This is a genomic window from Gammaproteobacteria bacterium, assembly GCA_030680605.1.
Lineage (GTDB): Bacteria > Pseudomonadota > Gammaproteobacteria > SURF-13 > SURF-13 > JAQBXX01.
In genome coordinates, this window is the sequence record JAUXUQ010000007.1 from 52,112 (window position 1) to 76,875 (window position 24,764).

The following is a 24,764-nucleotide window of genomic DNA, read 5'->3' on the forward strand; positions in this document are numbered from 1 at the left end:
CCGTGCGCGTGGATTTCTATGTGCTGCCTCCGGGCGACAAAAACGATCAGCTGCCCTTTGCCTGCCGCCTGACCGAGAAGGCCTATGACCTTGGCCAGCGCATTTATATTCACACGGAGTCAGAGGCACAGGCCATACAGCTCGATAATCTGCTGTGGACCTTCAGACAGGGCAGTTTTATTCCGCACGCACTGTATGAAACCGACAATGACAGCGAGCTGCCTGCACACATCGGCTGGCGGGGTGAACCCCCTGCCCGAGACCTGCTGATCAACCTCGCACCCACCGTACCCGTGTTTCATGATCGCTTCGAGCGTATTGCCGAAATCGTGAACCATGATGAGGCCGCCAAACAGGCGGCGCGCGAACGCTTCAAATTTTATCGCGAGCGTGGCATCACCCCTGAATCACACACTATTGAAAACTGACGCCAACAGGCCCCCTACCCTCTTTTCCACCCCGAACAATCAGACCCGGCAGCTCACATACACGATGGACAAAACCTATAACCCCCACGGCATTGAACAGCGCTGGTACCAGTACTGGGAGAGCAATAATTATTTTGCGCCGTCCGGGGCGGATACAGCGTACTGCATCATGATTCCGCCGCCCAATGTCACCGGCACACTGCACATGGGTCATGCCTTCCAGGACACACTCATGGATGCCCTCACACGCTACCACCGCATGCGGGGTGACAACACGCTGTGGCAGATGGGCACCGATCACGCCGGCATCGCAACCCAGATGGTGGTCGAACGCCAACTCGCGGCACAGGGCAAGACCCGCCACGATCTGGGGCGCGACAAATTTATTGATGAGGTGTGGAAGTGGAAGGCCGAATCAGGTGGCCACATCACCCGCCAGTTGCGACGCATGGGTGCCTCGGTGGACTGGTCGCACGAGCGCTTCACCCTGGATGAGGGCCTCTCCACAGCGGTGACCGAGGTCTTTGTACGGCTGCATGACGAAGGCCTGATCTACCGTGGCAAGCGTCTGGTGAACTGGGACCCGGTATTACACACGGCGGTATCCGACCTGGAAGTCGTCGCCCAGGAAGAAGACGGCTTTCTCTGGCACATTCGCTACCCGCTCACAGATGGCAGTGGATTTTTAACCGTCGCCACCACGCGCCCGGAGACAATGCTGGGCGATGCCGCTGTTGCCGTACACCCCGACGACGAGCGTTACAAAGCACTCATCGGCAAAACCCTCCGATTGCCGCTCACGGAGCGCAACATACCCATCATCGCCGATGACTACGTCGATCCTGCCTTCGGCTCTGGTTGCGTAAAAATCACGCCCGCGCATGATTTCAATGACTACGAGGTCGGTAAGCGTCATAAATTACCTCTCATCTGTATCTTTACAAAAGACGCAAAGATCGTAAGTGATACAGACTGGCCAATGGTTAAGGAAGGTCTTAGGCACGCGCGCATCTCAGCTCGAGACAATATTATCGATGTAGCATCTGATATCGGAATACCCCATGGCTACTGGGGCCTCGACCGTTACGCGGCACGCAAACAAATGGTTGCGGATTTAGAGGGCTTGGGCCTCATCGCCGAAATAAAGCCGCATAAACTCATGGTACCGCGCGGTGACCGCAGCCATGCCGTGATCGAGCCCTACCTCACCGACCAGTGGTATGTGAAGGTCGCGCCACTCGCTGCCGAGGCCATCAAGGTAGTCGAAGACGGGCGTATCAAGTTCGTGCCGGAAAACTGGAGCAAGACCTACTTCGAATGGATGCGCAACATCCAGGACTGGTGTATCTCGCGCCAGATCTGGTGGGGCCATCGTATTCCAGCGTGGTATGACCATGATGGAAAGATATACGTTGCCCGCAATAAATTTGACGCTTACGAGAAATACTTGAAGCATTTAGAGGAAACTCAATCGGTACACGCCGACAGCGTCAGGGGGTTGATGATAGCCTTCAAAATGCTAAGCACTGATGAGAAGAAGGTGGCAGAATCTGAGCAAGTTTCTGCAGCTAAGGGCACGCCGATCCTGAAACAGGATGAAGATGTGCTCGACACCTGGTTCTCTTCCGCGCTGTGGCCCTTCTCCACCCTCGGCTGGCCGGATGAAACATCCGAGCTGAAAAAAACCTTTTACCCCACCAGTGTACTGGTCACCGGCTTCGACATCATTTTCTTCTGGGTGGCGCGCATGGTAATGATGGGGCTCAAATTCACCGGTGAGGTGCCGTTCCGCGAGGTGTACATCCACGGCCTGGTACGTGATGCCGAAGGTCAGAAGATGTCGAAATCCAAGGGCAACGTGCTTGACCCGATTGATCTCATCGATGGTATCGAACTGGAAGCGCTGGTTACCAAACGTACCAGCGGCCTGATGCAGCCGGAGATGGCGCAGAAGATTGAACGCGCCACCCGCAAGCAGTTCCCCGCCGGCATCCCTCCCTACGGCACTGACGCGCTGCGCTTCACCTTCGCCTCACTGGCCACCCAGGGGCGCGATATCCGCTTCGACACGGGTCGCATTGAGGGTTACCGCAACTTCTGCACCAAGCTCTGGAATGCCGCACGCTACGTGCTGATGAACACCGAAGACAAGGACTGCGGCCAGACCGGTGGCGTAGTGGAGCTGACGCTGGCGGATCGCTGGATCATCTCACGCTTGCAGGCCACAGAGCAGACCATCATCGAATCATTCGCAGCCTACCGCTTTGATCTCGCTGCACAGGCGTTGTATGAGTTTGCATGGAATGACTATTGCGACTGGTATCTGGAACTGTCGAAGCCGGTACTGCTGTCGGCAGAAAGCGATGAACCTACCTTGCGCGGCACGCGCCGCACACTGGTGCGTGTACTGGAAACGCTGCTGCGGCTTGCCCACCCGATCATGCCATTCATCACCGAAGAAATATGGCAGCGCGTCGCCTTGCTGGCAGGGAAACAGGGCGACACAATCATGCAGCAACCCTACCCGCAACCTCAACCCGACAAGGTGGACCCAGCGGCCCTGAGCGAGATGCAGTGGCTGCAGGCATTCATTCTCGGCGTACGCTCCATCCGCAGCGGTATGAATATCTCACCCGGCAAACCGCTGCCCCTGCTGTTACAGGGTGGCAGCAACACTGACCACGACTATATGACACGCAATCATGCCTATCTCACCACACTGGCGCGCCTCGCCTCCATCGAATGGCTGGAAGACGCTGCCGTAGCCCCGGAGTCTGCAACTGCACTGCTGGGTGACATGAAGCTGCTTATTCCGATGGCTGGCCTGATCGACAAGCAAACTGAGTTGGCACGGCTGGAAAAGGAAATTGGAAAACTGAACAAGGAACTGGCCCAACTGGAAGGAAGGCTAGCCAATCCGGATTATCTGCAACGCGCACCCGAGCCTGTTGTCAGCGCGGGGCAGCAGCGTGCGGAAGAAATACGTTCATCACTGGTCACACTGGGAGAGCAACTGGCGCGCGTAGGCAATCTATAGCGTACCCAAAACTCAACTCATGCCAAAAGGCACACACCGTAACCACTCGCTTGTGGGCTAGGCACTGGAGAAAACTCTTGATGGTGGGCGATGCAAGGTTCGAACTTGCGACCCCTGCCGTGTGAAGGCAGTGCTCTACCGCTGAGCTAATCGCCCTGACCGAGCAGGCGATTTTACGGGGAAGGGCGATGCGGGTCAAATTAAGCCTGCTTTTTTGCTAGAATAACACTCCACTATCAGACCCCCCTGCCCATGAGCATCCGCACCCGTTTTGCACCCAGCCCCACCGGTTATCTGCACGTCGGTGGCGCCCGCACCGCGCTGTATTCCTGGCTGCATGCCCGCAAGCATGGCGGCGTCTTCATTCTGCGTATTGAGGATACCGACCTTGAGCGCTCCACAGCCGAATCGGTAAATGCGATTCTGGAAGGCATGACCTGGCTCGGCCTCGAATATGATGAAGGCCCGTTCTACCAGACCCAGCACTTCGACCGCTACCGTGCAGTAATCCAGCAGTTACTGGAAACGGGCCATGCCTATCACTGTTATTGCTCCAGGGAGCGCCTTGAGGAATTGCGGGCGGGTCAAATGGCGCGCAAGGAGAAACCGCGCTACGACCACCACTGCCGCAGCCTTCACACCCCGCCGCCCTCGGACATTGCACCGGTAGTACGCTTCAAGACCCCGCTGGATGGCGATGTTGTTGTGCACGACCAGATCAAGGGGGCCGTGATCTTCAACAACAGTGAGTTGGACGACCTCATCATTGCGCGCTCAGATGGCACGCCCACCTACAACTTCACAGTCGCAGTGGACGACTGGGACATGCATGTTACGCACGTTATCCGCGGTGACGACCACCTTAACAATACACCACGTCAGATCAACATTCTGCACGCGCTCGGGGCGCCTCTGCCCGTCTATGCCCACGTCCCCATGATTCTGGGGCCGGATGGTCAACGCCTGTCCAAACGCCATGGCGCTGTAAGCGTGATGCAATACCGGGAGGACGGCTACCTGCCCGAGGCCTTGCTCAACTATCTGGTACGGCTCGGCTGGTCGCATGGCGACCAGGAAGTCTTTTCGCTCGATGATCTGATTGCACTGTTCGATATCAGCAATGTAAACCGTGCCGCCAGCGCCTTTGATCCGCAGAAATTGCTGTGGCTCAACCAGCATTACCTCAAGCACTCCGATCCTGCCCACGTCGCACATCAGCTGAGCTGGCACATGGGCAGACTTGGCCTTGACCCGACGCAGGGCCCGGAATTAAGTGAGGTCGTGATTGCGCTGCGCGAGCGCGCCAAGACGTTGGTAGAGATGGCAGAGGCCAGTACGATTTTCTATCAGGATATCACCGGCTACGACGCCAAGGCGGCAAGCCAGCTTACGCCCGGCATACTCGCAGCCCTCACGAACCTGCACGCACGATTGGAGACACAAGCGGCGTGGACTACGGAGGCATTGCACACACTCGTCAGCGAGGTTGCCGACACGCATCAGCTGGCACTCGGCAAACTGGCCCAGCCGCTGCGCGCCGCTGTCACGGGGAAGACCGCCTCACCACCCATCGACGTTACCCTGCAACTGCTCGGCCGCAAGCGCAGTTTGCAGCGCATCGGCCGCGCACTGGACTATATCCGCCAGCAGCCCGGCTGACGGAGCGCTGCCGCTCAGCCCGGCGTCAGGGCATCAATCTTCGCCGCGCAGATAAAATCGTTCTCCGACAGGCCCTTGATCGCGTGTGTACTGAAGCGCACGCGGCATTTGTTGTAACTCACCTCCAGATCGGGATGATGATCTTCCTGGTGCGCGACCCAGCCCAGCGCATTGACGAACGCCAGCGTCTGGTAGTAGTTCTTGAACTGGAACGTGCGGCTGATTTCATCGCCCTTGTCACTCAGCACCCACTCAGGGGCCTGTTTCAGCAGCTCGCGCGCAGCACCTAGAGACAAGGGTATGGCGCCCCCTTCGCACGGCTTACAGTGTTTTGTGGCCAGTTCGCTCATGGCGCTTTCCCGAACTTGTAAAATGACTCATTCAGATACGTGGCCACGTCCTCGACCTGAGTCGCTGACCAGTGCAAACGGTTGCCTGCCTCGCAAAACTGTACCCGCTTCTTCAGGCTGTCCAGCGAGTGAATAATGCTGTTCGGACGTGTGTGTATCGATGTGTCGTGGCAGCCACCGCAATTGGCCTGATACAGCGCCTGGCCCAGCTTGGCATCGCCTGCCTGCGCCAATGAGGCAGCCAGCAGCAGCGCGGGGAATACTGTCCATGGTTTCATGCTACACCTCCAGAAATATATTACGCCAACTTGGCTGAAAGATGCGCCACACGCAGCGGGGCGGGCGGGTGTGAATCGTGAAATGCCGAATACAACGCATCGGGTGTCAGCGTACTTGCATTCTCCTGATACAGCTTCACCAGCGCCCGAATCATCGCGCTCGCATCCGCCTGCTGCGCGGCATAATCGTCGGCCTCGAATTCATCCTTACGCGAAAACCATGCTGCGACAGGCTGCATAAAGAATCCGAACACCGGCACGACGATCAGAAACAGCATAAGCGCGGCATGTACCGAAGGCTGATTGACGCCAAGGCCCTGGTAAAACCACAGCTGCTGCATCAACCAACCCAGCAACGCCAGCCCTGCCAGACTGAATATGGCCATGACTATCATGCGCTTTTGCACATGCCTGCGCTTGAAGTGCCCAAGCTCATGCGCCAGCACCGCTTCGATCTCATCCGCTGCCAGCGTTTTGACCAGTGTGTCAAAAAATACGATGCGCTTATTCGCACCCAGACCCGTAAAGTAGGCATTACCGTGCGCCGAGCGGCTGGAACCATCCATCACAAAGATACCCTTGCTGGTAAACCCGCTACGTTGCAACAGACTCTGAATCCGTACCCGAAGTTCCTCATCCTCCAGCGGACTGAATTTATTGAATAAGGGCGCGATAAATGCCGGATAGGCCCACATCATCAGCAAGCCAAAGCCGGTCCACACCAGCCACGCATACAGCCACCACCACCAGCCAGCCTGCCCCATCAGCCACAACACCATGGCGGCAAGTGGCACACCCAGTGCCAGTGCCAATGCCGTATGCTTGAGCAGGTCTGTGGCAAACGTCTTCAGTGTGGTGCGATTAAAACCAAAGCGCTGCTCAACGACGAAGGTGCGGTAAGCCGCAAACGGCAGATCAAGCAACGTCATCAGCAATACCACACTCATGGTGAAGCCTACCCCCGTCCACAACATGGGCAGCTCCATGCCACGCCATACCTGGTCGAGCAAACTCAGCCCCCCACCCAGCGTCCACAGCAACAGCCATAGTGCACCCATGAACAACTCAACGGCACCCAGACCAAGTTTGGCGACTGTGTAGTCTGCCGCCTTCTGGTGTTCCGGCAAGGAAATATGGTCCCTAAAGGCCTCAGGCACCCATGAACGATGCGCCAATACAGCGGCGGCCTGCCGCCGCATCAACCACATATCAATACCCAGACCCAATATCAGCGCAACAATAAACAACATGGCAAATGTATTCATATCTCTCGGTCTTTGGCACTATTTCAGGTAACCCAGCATAGCCTTTGGTACAATAGGGAGCAAGTACACAAACAAAGGACGCCCGTGGCTCAAGACCCCAATAATTTGATCTGGATCGACCTCGAAATGACCGGGCTGAATACCGACACTGACCGCATTATCGAAATTGCCACCCTCATTACCGACAGCAATCTCAATATCCTGGAGGAGGGGCCGGTACTCGCCATCCATCAAAACAATGAGATGCTGAATGGTATGGATGACTGGAACACACGCCAGCACGGCGGCTCAGGCCTGATTGAGCGCGTGCGTGCCAGCATGGTCAACGAAATAGAGGCTGAACAGCGCACACTGGAATTCCTGCAGAAATATGTGCCACGCAATAAATCACCCATGTGCGGCAACAGCATCTGCCAGGATCGCCGTTTCCTGCATCGCTCGATGCCGGATCTGGAGAAATATTTTCATTACCGTAATCTTGATGTCAGCACAGTCAAAGAGCTGGCACGCCGCTGGGCACCGACACTGTCGGATGGATTTAGCAAAAATCCCGCACATCTTGCGCTGGAAGATATACGTGATTCTGTTCGGGAGATGAAATATTATCGCGAACATTTTTTAAAGATATAAAGGCTGAATGTGATGGACTGAATCCGCCACCTGCGGCCTGTGGAGGGCAAGTGATGGAGCTGCTGGATCAGGTGTTTTACGGGCACAGCGTATTTGACTGGGGTATTGCGCTGGCAATAACAGCAGGCTTGTCCATAGTGCTGTACACCATACAACGGATGATGGTGAGGCATCTCACCCAACTAGCCACCAAAACTTCGGCCCATCTTGATGATTTCATCGCTGATGTCCTGGCCCACACCAAGTTTATCTTCGTACTGATTCTGGCAGCCTATTTCGGCCTGCAATATCTTGATTTAGAGCCCAAGCCTGCGCGCCTCATCACCAGCGCAGCCATCATTGCCCTGCTGCTGCAAGTAGCAGTCTGGGGTAACCGTGCCATCGCCCTGTGGCTGTCACGTTATACGGCTCGGCATCAGGACGCGCAATCGACCGGCGTCACCACCCTGCTCGGATTCATCGCACGTCCAATACTGTGGGCGGTGATCCTCCTGATGATCCTGGACAACCTGGGATTCAACATCACGGCACTTGTCGCAGGCTTAGGCATCGGCGGTCTCGCAGTAGCACTTGCAGTGCAGAATATTCTCAGCGATATCTTTGCCTCACTTTCGATAGCCATGGATAAGCCTTTTATTGTGGGCGACTTCATTATCGTGAACGAGCACATGGGCAGCGTCGAATACATCGGCATCAAGACCACCCGCATACGCAGTCTGTCAGGCGAGCAGATCATCATCTCCAATGCGGATTTGCTTGGCAGCCGCATACGCAACTACAAGCGCATGCAGGAAAGACGTGTTCTGTTCAAGTTTGGCATTATCTACCAGACACCACTTAATAAAATCACGCATATACCTGCGATGGTACGCAATATCATTGAATCACAGGACAAGATCCGCTTTGATCGTGCACATTTCAAGGAGTACGGTGACTCTTCGCTGAACTTTGAAGCTGTGTATTACGTACTGGACCCGGACTACACGCAGTACATGAACATTCAGCAGACCATTAATCTGGAGCTGTTCAAGCGCTTCCAGCAGGAAGGCATCGAATTTGCCTATCCAACCCAAACACTCTTCATTAATCAGGCCCCTCCTGCCGAGCCAGAACATAGCTGACATGCCAGACCGGGCGCACCGCTCACGACTCATCGTGGCCTCCAACCGCCTGCCGGTGGTTCTGACCCGCGATAGCAAAGGCACTATAAATGCCACCACTGGCAGCGGCGGACTGGTTTCCGCACTACTGCCTGTGTTGCGTAATCGCGGCGGGATCTGGGTGGGCTGGCCAGGCCTGCCCGCACTTCCGGACAATATCAACACGCTTTTAGAGCAGACAATGCATCAAGCAGGCTATCGGCTGGAGCCGGTAGCCTTGACCGAGGATGAGCATCACAGGTTCTATCACGGATTCTCCAACGAAATTATCTGGCCACTGTTTCATGATCTCCAGTCCTTGTGCAATTTTAACCCGTCATATTGGGATGCCTACCAAGCGGTAAATCGAAAATTTGCCGAAGTGATTGCCGGCTGCAGCCGAGATAATGATTTCATCTGGATTCACGACTACCATCTCATGAACACCGGCCAGGAACTTCGTCGCCTGGGTGTCACGGCGAAAACAGCATTCTTCCTGCACACGCCCTTCCCACCTCTCGATATCTTTGTAAAACTCCCTTGGCGATTCCAGCTTCTGCACGCACTACTTGAATATGACCTGATAGGGTTTCAGACCCTGCGCGACAGGCATAATTTCACACTGTGCGCGCGAACCCTGATCAAGAAGATCGACATTCAAGGCAAGGGGCAGGTGCTGACCGCCACTGTGGACGAGCACAGTGTGCGCATCGGACACTTCCCCATCAGCATTGACTTCAACAGCTTCGTCAAACGCACTGCTGACAGGGAGATAGCCGACAAGGTGTCGGAGCTAGGCCGCATACAGCCAGGGCGCCAACTTATCCTGGGTATAGACAGACTGGATTACACCAAAGGCATCCCGCATCGACTTGAGGCCTTTCGCAACGCATTGCTGCGTTATCCTGACATGCGTGAGCGCCTGACGCTGATCCAGGTAGTCGTACCCAGCCGGGAAGATATCCCCCAGTATCACGACCTGAAAATGAATATCGAACAGCTGATAGGTGAAATCAACGGCCAGTTCACCCAGCCCGGCAGCTGGGTGCCGATACACTACATCTTCCGCAGCCTTACACGCACCGAACTGCTCGCATATTACCGTGCCGCGCAAATGGCACTGGTCACACCTCTCAAGGATGGCATGAATCTGGTCGCCAAGGAATACTGTGCATGCTCTAACGACGAGGACAGCGTTTTGATTCTCAGTGAGTTTGCTGGTGCCGCTGCCCAGATGCAGAAAGGCGCGCTGCTGGTAAATCCCTATGATATTGAGGGCGTCGCCGATGCCATCCACCAAGCCTTTATCATGGATCTTGATGAACGCCGAACCCGCATGCGCCGGTTGCGACGCTCCATCAGGAACCAGGATATTTTTTGGTGGGTGGACTCATTTTTGCGTGCAGCGATCGCGCAGGACATGGCTGCCTTCCCGGTATTGGCGGACTATGTGCCCCGGGACGATATTGGCGACACCCCTCTCTGAGCAGGACGAATCGTTGGACAGGCATGCAGCCGCCTAGTCAAAGCTGAAGCTGTAAAAAAGATCTACAGCACTCTCCTCTCCCGTCTGCGTGCGCACTGACAGACGCTCGGTCAACGTGTAGTTAATCTTCGCCAGATTGGATGCGCCTGCCAACCCCTGCTCGAACGTCAGGTAGGCCCGCGATGAAAGGCGTTTCCCCATTGTCAGCACGGCGTTCTCGACACCGCCCGCGCCTGACAGGGAAAACTCATCCAGCCCGGCGGCGTGAGCTATTTTTGCCTCCAGCGAAACCGATTCACCCTGCGCAAGTAATGCACCCGCCGCTGCTTGCAACGCACCAAACTCTCCGCCGCTGGTTTTTTCCAGCCCGTGCCCGAGTACCAGCCATGACAATTTTTCGCTGTCGGGTACAGATGGTATGGATGTCAGCCTCACCTGCGGTACCTGCGCCGTACCACTAATGGCAACGCCTGCCTCCACCGGCAGGTTTTTGCGCAGGGCTACGATGTTGAGGCCGGGATTATCAATCGGCCCAATAAAATTCAGAATGCCACGCTCAATCGAGAGACTCTGGCCATACGCCGAGTACCTGCCCTTGGCCACCTGTATCTTGCCGGAAGCGGTGGGCGCGGTTTTTCCGCTGGCGTGCACCTTCACGGCACCGACAAGCTGCGCATCCACACCCTTTCCCTTCAGGTAAAACCGGTCACCAAGATCGAGGTCTATATCCGCTATAATGGCATAAGGTGCTTTTCTGTTCTCCACTGCGTCAGGCTGTCCGAGCACCACGACATCCTCGCTCAAGCTTGGTGCATCTTCCTCCGGAAGATCGATCAGGCCGCGGTCAATCCTGAGCTTGGCGGACAGGCCCAACTTCCCGGCATGCAATCTTGCATCGCCATTCCCACTCACTATCAACAGCCGGTCAGGTCGGCTCAGCAGCTCAAGTTGCTTGGCCACAAGCGCGACCTCGACCTCAGGCTCGCCAGACTCCCAGCTGACGCCGCCCTTGCCGCTCACACTCCCTGCGCCACCCTGCACATCAAAGTGTCCTGCCAACTGGTTGCTGCTATCCATGCTGGCCTGTAAATTACCTTGCCTGAAACTGATGCCATACTCAGGGTAGTCGAACTTGAGGCCATCTATTTTAAGCTCTCCGGAAAGATTGGGCCTGCTCACGGTTCCTTGCGCACTCATGCGTACTTTCACTGCGCCGTCTATCCCCATCTGCTTTCCCAGCAGTGGCGTGATCCAGGCGATGGACGGCATATTGGCATCCGCATCCAGTATTAGCGCGGCATCGCCGACAATTCCCCACACACCGTCTTTCTGTGCCAGACTGCTTTGTATGCGGGCCGTTATGGAGCCGAGGGTGGTACCTGCCAGATCCAGTTCAGTTGTCAGTTGGTTATCTACCACTGCAGTTTGCAGCGCAAGGCGTGTCAGTCCCAGGGCTGTATGTGGCTCCGTCAACATCGTCACGTCGCCCTGGTCACGCCACAGCACAATCTCACCATTTAACTTGTCGCTTGCCGACAGCGCCCACTTCCCTCCAAATATCAGCGTAGTCTGCGCATGTAACGGCTGCTGCGTCATCCTCAGAAACTCGGCACCGCGCAACCCCGCCAGCACCCCATGACTACTCATCCGTCCGTCACTGTGCATCAATTCTCCGATACGTATTTCACCGCCCGCAAAAGTAACGGATGCTCCTGTAAGAGTAAACTTTCGCCGCTCCAGCGTCAGTGTCGCCGGGGCCTTGAGCATCGCAGGGTAGCGTCCGTGGTTCTCAAGGCTCGCCACTGTACCTGTCCAAGCACTGCCCTCTCCCCAGGCACCGTTGAATGTGGCGCGCATGTCCATGATTTTATTGCGCGCTGAAAACCCGATCTCGTGGGCAGTACGCCGCCCCGTGGCATTTATCAGCACCTGCTCAATCTCCAAACCTGCACTGCGATAACCGTGTAGCTCTGCCTTCAGCGCCAGCGGCCCGTCCAAGCCCTGTTCGAGCTGCCCACTGGCCGCGAACTGCGCGACGTGGTGCGCTCCATCCCAGTCAAGATTGCCTGCGTTGATATCAAATGTACCGGCTGTTTGTTGCAGGGTTCCTGCCAGCGTGCCTGTGGCCGCAATTCGCCCGCCAAAACGCGGCCCGACCCAGGCACCCACATCTGCCGCATTCAGACGCCAGTTCAACACGTCGCCGGGCTCACCGAAGGCACCATTGACAGCGAACCTGTCAGCACCCAACTGCAGAGCCACATCGGCATCCCAAAGACGCTGCATGGCAACAGTCGCGCCGCCCTTTCCGCTCAGTGGTCTGTTCCGGTACTGACTGTCCGCGATGGTAACCTGCAATGTCGATTGCAGCACAGGCTGTAATTGACCCGTTGCAGTAAAGCGTGCATTGATTGACGCTGCCGGGTAATCCCCGAATCTTGCGGGGTCAAATTTTATTAGCGTGCCTTCAGCCTGGAACTCGCGTGCCTGTGCAAGCTTCAGTGCCCCCTGAAGCGCCAGCTCACTGTCTGCAGACGAAATGCGTGCCGACTTGATTTCCACTACAGCGTCACGATGCAGAGCATCAAGCTGGATGCGATACTGCTCCTGTCCAAGGTCAGCCCGCACAATATGTGTTGTCCCTTCAACAGCCACCTGTACCTTGCCCGCCAGCTGGGTGGGTTTGAGTGTGCTGTGTATGCCGCGCAGATTGAGCCCTGTAGTGGTCAGGTCGAAACTCAATTTCCCTTGCTGCAAACCACCTGCGCCTGAAAACCGGCCCGCCTCCGCCAAATCCAGCTGAAGTTCGCCGAAGGCAAGCTTGTCGAACGTACCCTCAAATACTGCCTGTAATTGCTTAAATGGTATTCGCGCACCATCCAGCGTGCCGTGTGTCGCATTCACCACGCCTACTACACCCTGAAAAATATCTGGAGATTTTGCTTGCAGCGTAACATCAACAGCGACGTCGGCTTGAGGCAAGTCTGCCCCGAACTGCTGCGGATTTATGTGCTGTGCGTTTAGCGCAGCCTGTTTCAGTGGTACCGCATCAAACGGTGCGAGGGTTGCGCTCACTGTGGCTTGTGCCGCACCCACACTTCCCGTGCCTGCCAGTTTGATAGCGCCCAGACTACCTGCGAGGGTTACATCTACCTTGTAGGGGTGTGGTTGCCCTGCGTGATCAAGTTGCACTCGCCCACCCAACCGATAGGGTAAGACAGCCCCCATACCGATGATCGCATCTCCCCTTCCCCAGGGAGTATCGAGTGTAACCCTCACCTGATACTCGCCCTCCGGGTTATTCAGTGAAAGTTTCAAGCGTGAAAACTCGTGGCGCTGGTCGGCTGTCTCAATCACTATATGCTCCGCCATCGCGGCAGGTATCTCCAATCCCAGCGGAAACTGTAGTGTATTCGGGAGCTGTAGCGGTTCAGTACCTGGCTGCTTTATGGTCAACCTGAGTTTTTGTATCCGTAGTGTCTGCACATGTATTTTCTTGTCGAGCACGATGTCACGGGGGGACCAGTCAAACTCAAACCCGCTCAACTCTATACGACGTTCTGCTGTCTCAAACACCAGCGTTGCGATCCGTATCGGACCATACAGCGAACCCTCAACCCCCTGCAGTTCCAGCCTGCCATCGCTATTCGCAACGGTATACTCTGCCAGCCACAGCAACACCGGTGTGCGGCCCACGAACCAGAGGGTGCCTGCTGTGCTGGCCAGCAGCAGAATGGCTATCAACCACGCCCGTCGGGATTTTCGAAACGCCATCAGAATGCCACTCCAACGGAGAAATGCAGCTGCAGGCTTGCCTGGTCACGCCCATAGGCAACATCAACATTCAACGGGCCGACCGGGCTTTTCCAGCGTGCGCCGAGGCCATAACCGTGCGCCAGCCGGAACGACGCCAGGTCGTCTGCAGCATTGCCGACATCATAAAATACTGCGGCGCCCCATTTCGGGCGCAGCCAGTGGACATACTCCACACTCGCCACACCAAGATAGCGGCCACCGACAACAGCGTTGCCCTGCTTCACCCCCAGACTCAGATAGTCGTAACCACGCACAGACTGGTCACCTCCGGTGCGAAACAGAAAATCCGAGGGAATCCCCTGACGACTACTGGCCGCGACCATGCCCAACTCACCTCGCACGAGCAGGCTGTCCTGTTCACCCAGAGGATAATAATAGGCTGCTTTCAAGTAGCTGCGCGCAAAGCTTTGGTCAGAGAGCAGCGCCTTGCCAGCACCGCCCACCTGTGTACTCAGTAAATAACCTCTGGTCGGGTACAACAGATTATCCAGATCACGTCGCGCCCAGGCGTAATTCAAGCTCAACGCCTGACGCTGGTTTTCCTCTGCACCCAGTACCTTCTGTTGTTCTGTCTGATACTGGATGGCAAGCGTCGTCTCGATCTTGCCAACCACGCGCGTTCGTTTTGTACCCAGTCCATACTTGGTTATATCCTCACCCTCTATGTCGCTACTCTCGGTGAAGACATCCAAGCTATCCAGATAACCCCCCGCCGTGCGCGGCACCAGTATTTCACCTTTCAGAAACTGTCGATTGGTTTCAAGTTTAAGCAGACTGGTCAGGCGCCAGGCCTGGCCCAGAAAATCGAGATTCTCGTACTCCACCTGTCCACGTCCGCCGGTGTTGGTGCTGGCCCCGATACCAAAACCGATCCTTCTGGCAGGTCGCTCCGTAATCTCCACCCGTACCGGCACATGCTCTGGCCTGAGCGGATCGGTCTCCATACTCACCAGTGCACTGGAAAAATAGGGGCTATCCTGCAGTCGTGACTGAAAATCGAGCAGGCGGGTTTGCGAGTATGGAGCACCCTCCCCAATCGGGCTGAGGCGATCAATGATCGAGCGCGGATAACGTGAAAGCCCTGCCACCTCCAGCGCTCCGAAAGTAAATGCAGGCCCGCTATCAAGCGCAAGATACAACACCACCTCCCGTGTGTCGGGATTCACCGTCGCCTGACTTGCGCTTATCGTGGCCGCAGGATACTGCTCAATCAGTAACTCCTTTAATGCAGAGCGCTTGGCCGCCTCCCATTCTGCCTGCCTGAATACACTGCCCGGCTGCAACGGCCATACCTCGTGCAGCTTCTGCAGGCGCAGGGCATTTTCTTCTGGGCCATCCTCAAAATCACCGCGCACCTCCAGATCGAATCGAACCACCCGCACCGGCTCACCTGGTTCTACCGTGAAGCTCACCACCCATGCACCATCCTTTCCCTCAAGCGATGAGTCGATTGTGGGTGAGTAGAATCCCTCGGTCGACAACAGCTCGCGGGTATTATCCGGCGCCTTGCGCAACAACAGGCGCAACTGATCCTCATTCATGCGTGGATTATCACGCCACTTATAGATATCCAGGTACTGCTCCAGCAAGGCACGGTAGGACTCCGGGATATCCAGCTCAATCGAGTAACGAAAGTCCTGTGCGGACGCCAGGACTGGCACAAAAAACAGACAAAGTGCTCCGATGCTGGCATACCGTGTGAGGGTATGCCGCGCACACAGCAAAGCTCGCAAAATAGGCACCGACTGCATAGGGAACCTCGGGCGCATGTTTTCAGATAGAGCCGCTGGGGGTTGCACAAAACACACTGTGGCAGGCTGTAAATCTGTGCTAATTATACTCTGTTCAATCAATGGCATCGAGTCACCATCGAGGTGGTACGCGTGCATAAGCACCCGCTGGCCCGCATGCCACATAGACTGCATCTGCACTGTCCACAAGCCCGGCCACGATGTGACCGAATTGTGATTTTCTTGTGAGACAGAGGCAAGATATGCCGTCTAATCTGTACACCGTAGGCCAGACGCCTACGATCACTCTAACTATCCATCACTTGAACTGGAGCACATATATGAACACTGCAAATGCATTCAAGGGCTTACTCCTCGCAACCGCTGCAGCCGGCATGTTCGCTACCGCGGGTCTCGCCTCTGCCGCTGACAAAATGGACAGCAAGGAAGGGAAAATCCACTGTAACGGCGTGAACTCCTGCAAAGGAACAGGTGACTGCAAAGGCGTGAATGCCTGCCAAGGCCAAAACAGCTGCAAAGGCAAGGGCTTTCTGTTCATGACACCTGAGGACTGCAAGGCTGCACAGGCAAAAATGGAAATGGAGATGCACAAGTAGTCATAGCGGTCACGAACAACCGGCCGGGAACTATTCCCGGCCGGTCACGCGCGCATCAACGGGAGAGCCTCATGTACAGCAGATTTTCCTCAGGAATAAATGCAATCGTCAACGGGGCAAATGCACTGAGTTCACTGCTTGATCTCTTTATACGATTGTGGATGGCCAACATCTTCTGGTCGTCCGGTCTTGTCAAAATCGGTAATTTTGACAAGACACTGGATATATTCACCACTGTTTTCAAAGTGCCGCTGTTCAACCCCACACTGGCTGCGGTATTGGCCACTGGCACGGAACTGATCGGCGCTGTGTTGCTGGTGCTGGGCCTGGCAACCAGATTCGCCAGTGCCTCGCTAATCTTTCTGACGTTCATGGCCGCCATCTCATACCATCTGGACGTGCCCGATGCTGCCAGCACCTGGGGCGAAGGCTATCTGTCCCATATCTACTTCGGTATATTACTCACGGTACTGATGCTGCATGGCCCCGGCAAGCTGTCGCTTGATCACTACCTCTGGCGCCGCTATTCGACACATGGCAACTAACCTGACGAGACAAGCACAAAGACTCTGTCAAAGACGCCGAAACTCGGTACCTTTGCACTTTGGGCACTCAGCCAAATGTCCGGATTCAGACCGGACTATAAGTTCTCCACAAGCAGTACAGGAGAATGTACCACCACTGGCCATTTCACCGGTACGATACGTGAGGTGGCCCAGTTTGGTGCCGGCCTTTTGCAGCCACTCTCCGACAGCGACCGAAGCCTGCGACAGAAAAAGCGCACTGCGATCACACCACACGCTGAAAAGATCGGCGCTTTTATCGGAAAAGGCGTCCCACTTTGGCCCCAGCTTCTCCATGGCATAAGCGGCGTCCTTCTTCAACGCCTCAGATGCCTTGTTCAACATCTCTGCCGTATAACCTCCAGCCTCCTTTAGCCGGCTACCTGCCTTGTCAACCGCCTCGCGGATAGTCTCGGCATTCACATTCTCACGCATCTCTGAAAACACCCGCTTTGCTTCCTGCCGCAGTCTTTCATAGGCCGCCACCTCATCCTGCTTTTGTTGCGCGCTGTCTTCCACCTTTTGCCCTGCTGTATCGTCCTTCTTTATTTCCTCAGTCATGATTAACCCCTTGCCATTTGCAATTACATTTTCTGTCAATAATAAACGCCAAGTACAGGTACTGCTTCAGCATATGGACATTGTAGCAGCCCCGTAACGGTGGCGTCATGATGCTGACAAACAACAATAAGAATAATAAGTCACAAAACCAACAGCCTGGACGCCATAGGTTATTGATTCCCATGCGGTTGACGTATGTTTACATTGTCGTAGCGGGACTACAGGAATGCTGCTTCCAGCTAAAGTCAGGCCTGAATATTAAAATGTCGGTCTGGATCATCGGCCATCAACGTCCTCGCGAACCATGCCGGACAGTGCAACGTACGCTGGCGGTGGTCGCCACTGGTGTAACAATTCCGCCTGCAGAAACTGCTCGACCCGGAACATATCAAGGTGCCGGTGAATGCGTTCAAAGTTCTGGATAAATTCATGATTGGCAGCGTTCCCCATACTTTCCAACGATCTTGTGACCGCTACGCTCAAACCTGTCCTGGATAATATGCGCTGATGCAGCCTTGCAAGGGTCGCGCCATTGGTGCGGCCCCTGCAGGTCATTACACCTGTCACATACGGCGCCTGCGGACAATGTGACTATACAGAAAGGCGCCCAACAGCATGCCCACGATCAACACACCGAGAATCAGCAAGGCACGCGACATCGCCACTGTCCACAGCAGTAAACGCACTTCTACTACCGTGGTATTCTGGACAATGAATACTGCCACCAGGCTGACCAGAACCAGCATCAGGATCAGCTTCGGACTCATTGCATATTATCTCCGCCATGTGTGCCGTGGGACACGGTACTGGTCTCGCGTAACAGTACGCAGGAACGGCCCGCGAGTGGATATGCCTGCCCCGGCATGGTGAGTCCATCTCGTTCCAGTCCCGCACCCCGACTCGTGTCGAACTCCCGCAGCCATCCTGTATCCGGTTTGAAGCCGGGCACCACAAATGGCACTACATCATGGTGCGCATTGAGCAGGAGTATGAAGCTGTCATCCTCCAGCGGCACGCCGCGCTCATCGACGTCACTCACACCCTCGCCAGCGATATACAACCCCAGGCTGCGGGCATAAGATGCCTGCCATTCCTCGTCCGTCATTTCCTCACCGTCTGGCTTTAGCCAGACGATATCCTTGAGGGCGCTGCCACGAATACGCCTGCCGTGAAAAAACGAGCGGCGGCGGAACACCGGATGTGACTTGCTCAAATCAATGACACGTCGCACAAACTCAAACAGCTGCCTGTCTTCAGGCTTTATGTCCCAGCTTACCCAGCTGAGTTCGTTGTCCTGGCAGTAGGCATTATTGTTTCCCATTTGCGTGCGCCCTGCACAGTCGCCTGCAACAAACATCGGCACGCCCTGCGAGAGCAGCAGCGTCGCCATGAAATTACGTTTCTGTTGTGCGCGCAGGGCCGTAATTTCCGGGTCATCGGTTGGGCCCTCGACACCACAGTTCCAGCTCCGGTTGTTGTCGGTACCGTCGCGGCTGTCCTCACCATTCGCCTCATTATGTTTATGGTTGTAGCTCACGAGATCGTTGAGTGTGAAGCCGTCGTGCGCGGTAACGAAGTTAACGCTGGCATGAGGCCGACGCCCACTGTGCGCATACAGATCACTCGAGCCGGTCAGCCGGTGCGCAAGATCACCTATCAGCCCCCCCTCTCCCTTCCAGTAGGAGCGCACATCATCACGGTAACGGTCATTCCACTCCACCCAACCCACAGGGAAGTTGCCTACCTGATAGCCGCCCTCACCCAGATCCCATGGCTCGGCGATGAGTTTGACCTGGGACAGCACCGGGTCCTGGTGGATGATGTCAAAAAATGCCCCCAGCCGGTCTACGTCATGCAGCTCACGCGCCAGCGCGCTGGCAAGATCAAAGCGGAATCCGTCCACATGCATCTCCTGCACCCAGTAGCGCAGGCTGTCCATGATCAACTGCAACACGCGCGGGTGCAGCATGTTGAGCGTGTTGCCACAACCGGTGTAATCCATGTAGTGACACGGATTATCGGCAACCAGCCGGTAATAGGCAGCGTTATCGATGCCCCGGAAGCTCAACGTGGGCCCGAGATGATTGCCCTCGGCGGTGTGGTTGTATACCACGTCCAGAATGACCTCGATACCGGCTGAATGCAGCTTCTTGACCATCGTCTTGAACTCTGACACCAGACCGGTCGCCGAGTAGCGCGGCTCCGGCGCAAAGTAGCTTATCGAGTTGTAACCCCAGTAATTACGCAGACCCTTTTCGGCCAGGTGGCGGTCGTCTACAAAGCCGTGTATCGGCATCAGCTCCACTGCCGTAACACCCAGCCGCTTCAGGTAATCAATGATGGGGGCGCTTGCCAGGCCCAGATAGGTACCTCGCAGTGTCTCCGGCACATCGGGATGCAGCTTGGTAAAGCCCTTCACATGCAGCTCGTAAATAATGGTGTCATGCCAGGGTATGCGCGGTGGCTTGTCATCGCCCCAGGTGAATGCGGGATCAATGACCTGGCACTTTGGCATGCCCGGTGCGCTGTCCCTCCGGTCAAGGACGAGGTCTGCACCACTGGCGCCGACACGATAGCCGAAATGGGCGTCGCTCCAGCGCAGCGCACCGACGATATCCTTTGCATAGGGATCGAGCAACAGCTTGTTGGGGTTGAAACGGTGGCCTTCCGCAGGCTTGTAGGGTCCGTGTACGCGGTAGCCGTACGGTAACCCGGGGCGCGCATCCGGCAAGTAACAATGCCATACCTGATCCGTCTGCCAGCGCACGGGGATGCGGATGATCTCTCGCCGTCCCTTGTGATCAAACAGGCACAACTCTACCTTTTCCGCATGCTCAGAGAACAGCGCAAAGTTCACACCCTCTCCATCCCACGTAGCACCCAGAGGATAAGGACGGCCTGGCCAAACACTGAGGTTGCTGGTCGTAAACTGATACATGTTGCTGATGTCTCTGATATATTATTTTGAATTGGCGCACGGCGGCAGACATCACGTTACCCGATGAAACGTGATGTCTGCCACTTGCACTCCTTATTACAACAAACTCTATGGATACTGCCTTGGGCAGTCACCCCATATTGTTCAGCCATGCCCGGAATCATTGCGGTTAGGCCACCACCGCTCCAGCAGCCCTGCCGCCCACTTCTGGCCACCGATACCAAATGCTATCGCCAGCGCGAGCGCCACACCCGCCAACAGGATCAGGAAACTCTGCCGCACGATGTCCACACCGATACTGATCTGGTCTAGCGCAATCAGCACCACGAAGATCAGCGTGGCAAAACGCGCCAGCCTGCCGAGCAGCTCTGCATCCTGTAACTCTACATTTTTACCAAAGGTAGTAACAGTAGCGTCTATAAAACGGGCAAAATAGGCACCAAATGCCAGCACCAATACTGCCACAATCACATTGGGGATAAACAACGTTACCTTGCCAAGCAGATCGGTGACATGGGTCAGCCCAAGGCCATTGAAAGCCACTACCAGTGCCGCCAGAATCACCAGCCAGTAAATAAGCAACCCAAGAATATCGACTGTATCTGTTTTGGCTCCACCCTGTTGTAAAAAGCCATCAACACCTGCGCGCTCTGTCAGCACCTGAAAATTGATTGCCCTGAGCGCCCTGACTACGGCGAACCTGATAATCTTCGCGAACAGCCAACCTGCCACCAGTATGGCTATGGCAACGATCAACTTCGGCAGGAATTCACCCAACTGGATCATAAACACACGTACTGGCTCAAGCATAATATTGACCTGTTCCATCGCTCTCTCCTTCACTTGGTTTGATATTCACAGCCGGCATCCAGAGCCTTGCTGCGGACCCCTGCTGACCCCCGTCAGCATTGCATTGTACTCCTTGAACTTTACTCTATTTGCCCTGGTTCACCACTTCCAGTATCCCGCGCAACGGGATAGCCACCCATTCAGGCCGATTGGCAAGTTCATAACGTAACTCATACAAGGCCTTCTCCAGCACAAACAACTCCAGCAGCTGTTTCGCGTCTCCCCATGCCCCATAAAGCCCGGAGTCACGCGTAGTTTCTTCATAAGCATCAAGAAAAGCCCGCCGTACCTCAGCCTCCCATATCTTCCCGTATGGCTGGAAGGCGGCAAAATCATCTGGCCGTTCGGTGCTGAGGCGAGCAAGCATGGTATACAAGGCATAATTGAATGAGCGCAGCATACCGGCGACATCTTTCAGTGAGGAATGCTTCTGGCGACGTTCACTCAACGGCCGTGCTGGTTCGCCTTCAAAATCAATAATCATGAAGTCATTTTCAACCAGCAACACCTGTCCCAGATGATAGTCCCCGTGGTAGCGGGTCTTGATTGCGGCGACTCGCGATGGCACACAGGTCTCAATGTGTTTGAGCATATCCTTGCGCCTTGATAGCAGGCTATCCGCAACGGCTTGCACTTCTACATCCAGACTGGAACGATTGCGCTCAAGCTGGTCCAGCGTTGCTACCGCCTCTTCGCGTACCTGCCGCATCCAGACATCCAGGTCGTCCTGCTCGATCGGCTCCGGGTCAAAGGCCGGATCACCTGTTGTAATAGACAGGGCCTTGTGCAACTCAGCAGTACGTACACCCAGCGTATGCACCAGGGCCAGATAGCCGCCATGCGCCTCGCCGGACAATTCAGCCTCTGTGCAGCTACAACTGTACTCCAGAAAACGCTCCAGATAATTCAGCGTTGTGCTCCAGCCGTCACCCTGATTGCTGACGTAACCCTGCAGTACTGCCAACGTGCATTTGCTGCCGTCTTCAACCTCATACTCGACCACCCCAGCCACGGGCACGGCGTGCTTGAAGTGGGCAACTTCCGTCAGAAAGCGGCCTATTTCAACTTCGGGATTAGTCCCTGTGTGCAGTCGCCGGTACCCCTTGAGGAAGAGATTATCGCCCAGCTGTACCGTAGTATTACTGCTCTGAGCTCCTGGCGTATGCATGGTCAAGCCGGAGATGTCTTCGCCCACCAGCTTGGCAAATACACTGGTAGGCAGAAAGTTGATGAGGCCTCTTTCGCTCACCAACTTGAATCCTTCACTCATGGCCTCTACCAGAGCACGGCAGAACTCTACGTCAGCAAAGGCATCACCCATAATACCGATACGCGCTTGCTGGCGTACCCTGGCTATTGTGGCCGGCATCAGCCTGTCCATGCGTTCGTCGTCATCCTCCCATGCCAGTGCCAGCGGCAGAAAGTACATTGATGCGTCTGCTGCGGCAGCGCCCTCTACGCGGAAGATACCCATCAGCCAGTTGGCTTGTTCACCACCCCACTCAACATGGTCCGTCAGTGCTACACACTGGGTAGCCACGTCCTTGGCTGCATACCAGCGTTGGCCTGCAACAAAATGCGGCAGCACTTCTGTCTCAAGTTGTTCCCGGGCCTTCTCCGCCATGACAATGCGCCAGGGAATGACGCGGTCACGGAAAAAGCTGAGCCAGCCATCGAACAACACCACCACCGGCAGCTCCTCGCGCTGCAAACGCTCCTCATGCCACTCGGGCACTTCCCCACCCTTGGCAAGGCGGAACCAGTAAAACCCATAGCCCGGCAGCGTCAGCAGATAAGGCAATTCGCCAATGGGTGGGAAAGGCGTACGCCCCATCAGTTCCAGCGGCACACTACCCTTGTAGTTTGAAAGATCCAGCTCCACAGGCTGCGCCGTGCGCGCAAGGTTATTCACGCAGAGCGTGACTTCTGAATCGTACTCCCGCAGAAAGGCGAGGATCTTGCGGTTTCCTGGTCGCAAAAAGATCAGTTTGCCGCGACCAAACGCCTGGTAGGTTTTGCGCACTGCCAACAGGCGTCGCATCCAGTTAAGCAGTGACGAAGGATCACGCAATTGTGCCTCCACGTTCACCGCCTCATAACCACGCACGGGATCCATAACCGGAGGAAGGAACAGGCGCTGCGGGTCAGCGCGGGAAAAGCCTGCGTTACGGTCGGGGCTCCACTGCATCGGTGTACGCACACCATTACGGTCACCGAGATAAATGTTGTCACCCATGCCTATCTCATCGCCATAATAGATAATGGGCGAGCCCGGCATGGACAATAACAGGCTGTTCATCAGCTTGATCTTCTCGTGATCGTTGTCCATCAGTGGCCCCAACCGGCGCCGGATACCCAAATTGATGCGCGCGCGCGTATCAGCAGCGTACATCTGATACATATAATCACGCTCTTTACTGGTAACCATCTCGAGCGTGAGCTCATCATGGTTGCGGAGAAAGATCGCCCATTGTGAGTTGGCTGGTATCTCGGGCGTTTGTTGCATGATCTCTACTATTGGATGCCGGTCCTCCTGGGCAATTGCCATGTACATGCGCGGCATCAGGGGGAAATGGTAGGCCATGTGACATTCGTCACCTTCGCCAAAATAGCCACGCACCTCCTCCGGCCACTGATTTGCCTCGGCGAGGAACATGCGGTTCTTGTAGTGCTTGTCCAGTTCTGCCCGCATGTATTTTATGACTTCATGCGTCTCCGGAAGATTTTCATTTGTTGTGCCTTCACGCACACATAGATAGGGGATGGCGTCGAGACGTACGCCATCAACGCCGATATCGAACCAAAAACGCATCACCCGCATCACCGCCTTCACGACATGGGGGTTATTGTGATTAAGATCCGGCTGGTGGGAGAAGAAGCGATGCCAGTAATAAGCCTTGGCTACATCATCCCAGGCCCAGTTTGATTTTTCGGTATCGCTGAATATGATCCGGGTGTCTTCAAACTTCTTTACCGTGTCGCTCCATACGTAATAATCACGTTTGGCAGAGCCGGGAGGCGCATGACGAGCCGACTGAAACCATGGGTGTTGATCAGATGTGTGGTTGACCACCAGCTCCGTGATCACGCGCAAACCACGACGATGGGCCTCGCTTATCAGGGTGCGAAAATCCGCCATCGTCCCGTAGTCGGGGTGAACGTTACGGTAATCGGATATGTCGTAACCATCGTCACGTTGCGGCGAGGGATAAAACGGCAGCAGCCAGATCGTGTTTACACCCAGATCGTTAATATAATCCAGCTTCGATATCAGCCCGGCAAAGTCCCCCACCCCGTCACCGTTGCTGTCCATGAAGGCTTTTACATGCACCTCATAGATAATGGCGTCCTTATACCACAAGGGATCGTCACTGATCGCCGAGGAAACCTGTTTGGCTTTAGCGTGCATCCGGCAATC

The 24,764-nt window shown here is 55.6% G+C and carries 18 protein-coding genes and 1 tRNA gene; 8 read left to right on the forward strand and 11 right to left on the reverse strand.

The window, feature by feature from the left end; genetic code table 11:
- Nucleotides 1-8: 8 nt before the first annotated feature.
- Both Q8L89_03685 and Q8L89_03690 read left to right on the forward strand, forming a co-directional pair.
- On the forward strand, nucleotides 9-428 hold the full coding sequence (locus Q8L89_03685) for a DNA polymerase III subunit chi (GenBank protein MDP1708149.1): 420 nt from the start codon (nucleotides 9-11) through the stop codon (nucleotides 426-428).
- A 64-nt stretch (nucleotides 429-492) separates the two neighbouring features.
- Nucleotides 493-3,465 carry a valine--tRNA ligase gene (locus Q8L89_03690; GenBank protein MDP1708150.1) on the forward strand — a complete coding sequence of 991 codons (2,973 nt, stop codon included), beginning with the start codon at nucleotides 493-495 and terminating at the stop codon, nucleotides 3,463-3,465.
- Nucleotides 3,466-3,546: 81 nt separating this feature from the next.
- On the opposite strand, the gene Q8L89_03695 is transcribed toward Q8L89_03690, so the two are convergent.
- A tRNA-Val gene (locus Q8L89_03695) sits at nucleotides 3,547-3,621 on the reverse strand.
- A 96-nt stretch (nucleotides 3,622-3,717) separates the two neighbouring features.
- Between Q8L89_03695 and gltX the strand changes: the two genes are divergently transcribed.
- Nucleotides 3,718-5,124: a glutamate--tRNA ligase gene (gltX, locus tag Q8L89_03700; protein MDP1708151.1), complete on the forward strand. Its 1,407-nt coding sequence runs from the start codon at nucleotides 3,718-3,720 to the stop codon at nucleotides 5,122-5,124.
- A 14-nt stretch (nucleotides 5,125-5,138) separates the two neighbouring features.
- Here the strand turns inward: gltX and Q8L89_03705 are convergent, their stop codons facing one another.
- Genes Q8L89_03705 through Q8L89_03715 form a run of 3 tightly spaced genes read right to left on the reverse strand, consistent with a single transcriptional unit; the run spans nucleotide 5,139 to nucleotide 7,017 of the window.
- Entirely contained in the window at nucleotides 5,139-5,474 is a 336-nt protein-coding gene (locus Q8L89_03705; GenBank protein ID MDP1708152.1) for a 4a-hydroxytetrahydrobiopterin dehydratase, read from the reverse strand.
- Nucleotides 5,471-5,752: a cytochrome c gene (locus Q8L89_03710; GenBank protein MDP1708153.1), complete on the reverse strand. Its 282-nt coding sequence runs from the start codon at nucleotides 5,750-5,752 to the stop codon at nucleotides 5,471-5,473. The genes Q8L89_03705 and Q8L89_03710 overlap by 4 nt, the downstream gene beginning before the upstream one ends.
- A 20-nt stretch (nucleotides 5,753-5,772) precedes the next feature.
- The gene (locus tag Q8L89_03715) at nucleotides 5,773-7,017 is read right to left on the reverse strand and encodes a M48 family metallopeptidase (protein MDP1708154.1); all 1,245 of its coding nucleotides are present in this window, start codon (nucleotides 7,015-7,017) and stop codon (nucleotides 5,773-5,775) included.
- Nucleotides 7,018-7,101: 84 nt separating this feature from the next.
- Between Q8L89_03715 and orn the strand changes: the two genes are divergently transcribed.
- Genes orn through Q8L89_03730 form a run of 3 tightly spaced genes read left to right on the forward strand, consistent with a single transcriptional unit; the run spans nucleotide 7,102 to nucleotide 10,272 of the window.
- Complete coding sequence (gene orn / locus Q8L89_03720) at nucleotides 7,102-7,647, forward strand: oligoribonuclease (protein ID MDP1708155.1); 546 nt, start codon at nucleotides 7,102-7,104, stop codon at nucleotides 7,645-7,647.
- A 53-nt stretch (nucleotides 7,648-7,700) separates the two neighbouring features.
- Nucleotides 7,701-8,768 carry a mechanosensitive ion channel family protein gene (locus Q8L89_03725; GenBank protein MDP1708156.1) on the forward strand — a complete coding sequence of 356 codons (1,068 nt, stop codon included), beginning with the start codon at nucleotides 7,701-7,703 and terminating at the stop codon, nucleotides 8,766-8,768.
- A gap of 1 nt (nucleotide 8,769) precedes the next feature.
- Complete coding sequence (locus Q8L89_03730; protein MDP1708157.1) at nucleotides 8,770-10,272, forward strand: trehalose-6-phosphate synthase; 1,503 nt, start codon at nucleotides 8,770-8,772, stop codon at nucleotides 10,270-10,272.
- Between the two features lie 33 nt (nucleotides 10,273-10,305).
- Here Q8L89_03730 and Q8L89_03735 read toward each other — a convergent pair whose 3' ends face one another.
- Nucleotides 10,306-14,046, reverse strand: a complete 3,741-nt coding sequence (locus Q8L89_03735) for a translocation/assembly module TamB domain-containing protein (protein MDP1708158.1) — start codon at nucleotides 14,044-14,046, stop codon at nucleotides 10,306-10,308.
- Nucleotides 14,046-15,749 (reverse strand): autotransporter assembly complex family protein, encoded by a 1,704-nt coding sequence (locus Q8L89_03740; protein ID MDP1708159.1) that lies wholly within the window; start codon nucleotides 15,747-15,749, stop codon nucleotides 14,046-14,048. Before Q8L89_03740 ends, Q8L89_03735 begins: the two co-directional genes overlap by 1 nt.
- A gap of 464 nt (nucleotides 15,750-16,213) precedes the next feature.
- Between Q8L89_03740 and Q8L89_03745 the strand changes: the two genes are divergently transcribed.
- A complete protein-coding gene (locus Q8L89_03745; protein ID MDP1708160.1) occupies nucleotides 16,214-16,435 on the forward strand; it encodes a hypothetical protein in 222 nt (73 codons plus the stop codon).
- 71 nt (nucleotides 16,436-16,506) lie between these two features.
- On the forward strand, nucleotides 16,507-16,980 hold the full coding sequence (locus Q8L89_03750) for a DoxX family protein (GenBank protein MDP1708161.1): 474 nt from the start codon (nucleotides 16,507-16,509) through the stop codon (nucleotides 16,978-16,980).
- A 27-nt stretch (nucleotides 16,981-17,007) separates the two neighbouring features.
- Here Q8L89_03750 and Q8L89_03755 read toward each other — a convergent pair whose 3' ends face one another.
- The 5 genes from Q8L89_03755 to treS all read right to left on the reverse strand — a co-directional run bounded on the left by Q8L89_03755 (nucleotide 17,008) and on the right by treS (nucleotide 24,755).
- Entirely contained in the window at nucleotides 17,008-17,598 is a 591-nt protein-coding gene (locus Q8L89_03755) for a hypothetical protein (protein ID MDP1708162.1), read from the reverse strand.
- A gap of 524 nt (nucleotides 17,599-18,122) precedes the next feature.
- A complete protein-coding gene (locus Q8L89_03760) occupies nucleotides 18,123-18,326 on the reverse strand; it encodes a LapA family protein (GenBank protein MDP1708163.1) in 204 nt (67 codons plus the stop codon).
- On the reverse strand, nucleotides 18,323-20,497 hold the full coding sequence (glgX, locus tag Q8L89_03765) for a glycogen debranching protein GlgX (protein ID MDP1708164.1): 2,175 nt from the start codon (nucleotides 20,495-20,497) through the stop codon (nucleotides 18,323-18,325). Before glgX ends, Q8L89_03760 begins: the two co-directional genes overlap by 4 nt.
- A 144-nt stretch (nucleotides 20,498-20,641) precedes the next feature.
- The gene (locus tag Q8L89_03770; GenBank protein ID MDP1708165.1) at nucleotides 20,642-21,325 is read right to left on the reverse strand and encodes a hypothetical protein; all 684 of its coding nucleotides are present in this window, start codon (nucleotides 21,323-21,325) and stop codon (nucleotides 20,642-20,644) included.
- 106 nt (nucleotides 21,326-21,431) lie between these two features.
- The gene (gene treS / locus Q8L89_03775) at nucleotides 21,432-24,755 is read right to left on the reverse strand and encodes a maltose alpha-D-glucosyltransferase (protein MDP1708166.1); all 3,324 of its coding nucleotides are present in this window, start codon (nucleotides 24,753-24,755) and stop codon (nucleotides 21,432-21,434) included.
- Between the last annotated feature and the right edge of the window lie 9 nt (nucleotides 24,756-24,764).

What these genes read in the sequence shown, in the direction of transcription:
- Q8L89_03725 (MDP1708156.1), top strand. Translation starts at nt 7,701, where the DNA reads ATGGAGCTGCTGGATCAGGTGTTTTACGGGCACAGCGTATTTGACTGG.
- Q8L89_03715 (MDP1708154.1), bottom strand. Translation starts at nt 7,017, where the DNA reads ATGAATACATTTGCCATGTTGTTTATTGTTGCGCTGATATTGGGTCTG.
- Q8L89_03735 (MDP1708158.1), bottom strand. Translation starts at nt 14,046, where the DNA reads ATGGCGTTTCGAAAATCCCGACGGGCGTGGTTGATAGCCATTCTGCTG.
- glgX (MDP1708164.1), bottom strand. Translation starts at nt 20,497, where the DNA reads ATGTATCAGTTTACGACCAGCAACCTCAGTGTTTGGCCAGGCCGTCCT.
- Q8L89_03730 (MDP1708157.1), top strand. Translation starts at nt 8,770, where the DNA reads ATGCCAGACCGGGCGCACCGCTCACGACTCATCGTGGCCTCCAACCGC.
- gltX (MDP1708151.1), top strand. Translation starts at nt 3,718, where the DNA reads ATGAGCATCCGCACCCGTTTTGCACCCAGCCCCACCGGTTATCTGCAC.
- Q8L89_03770 (MDP1708165.1), bottom strand. Translation starts at nt 21,325, where the DNA reads ATGGAACAGGTCAATATTATGCTTGAGCCAGTACGTGTGTTTATGATC.
- Q8L89_03705 (MDP1708152.1), bottom strand. Translation starts at nt 5,474, where the DNA reads ATGAGCGAACTGGCCACAAAACACTGTAAGCCGTGCGAAGGGGGCGCC.
- treS (MDP1708166.1), bottom strand. Translation starts at nt 24,755, where the DNA reads ATGCACGCTAAAGCCAAACAGGTTTCCTCGGCGATCAGTGACGATCCC.
- Q8L89_03760 (MDP1708163.1), bottom strand. Translation starts at nt 18,326, where the DNA reads ATGAGTCCGAAGCTGATCCTGATGCTGGTTCTGGTCAGCCTGGTGGCA.
- Q8L89_03750 (MDP1708161.1), top strand. Translation starts at nt 16,507, where the DNA reads ATGTACAGCAGATTTTCCTCAGGAATAAATGCAATCGTCAACGGGGCA.
- Q8L89_03690 (MDP1708150.1), top strand. Translation starts at nt 493, where the DNA reads ATGGACAAAACCTATAACCCCCACGGCATTGAACAGCGCTGGTACCAG.
- Q8L89_03710 (MDP1708153.1), bottom strand. Translation starts at nt 5,752, where the DNA reads ATGAAACCATGGACAGTATTCCCCGCGCTGCTGCTGGCTGCCTCATTG.
- Q8L89_03745 (MDP1708160.1), top strand. Translation starts at nt 16,214, where the DNA reads ATGTTCGCTACCGCGGGTCTCGCCTCTGCCGCTGACAAAATGGACAGC.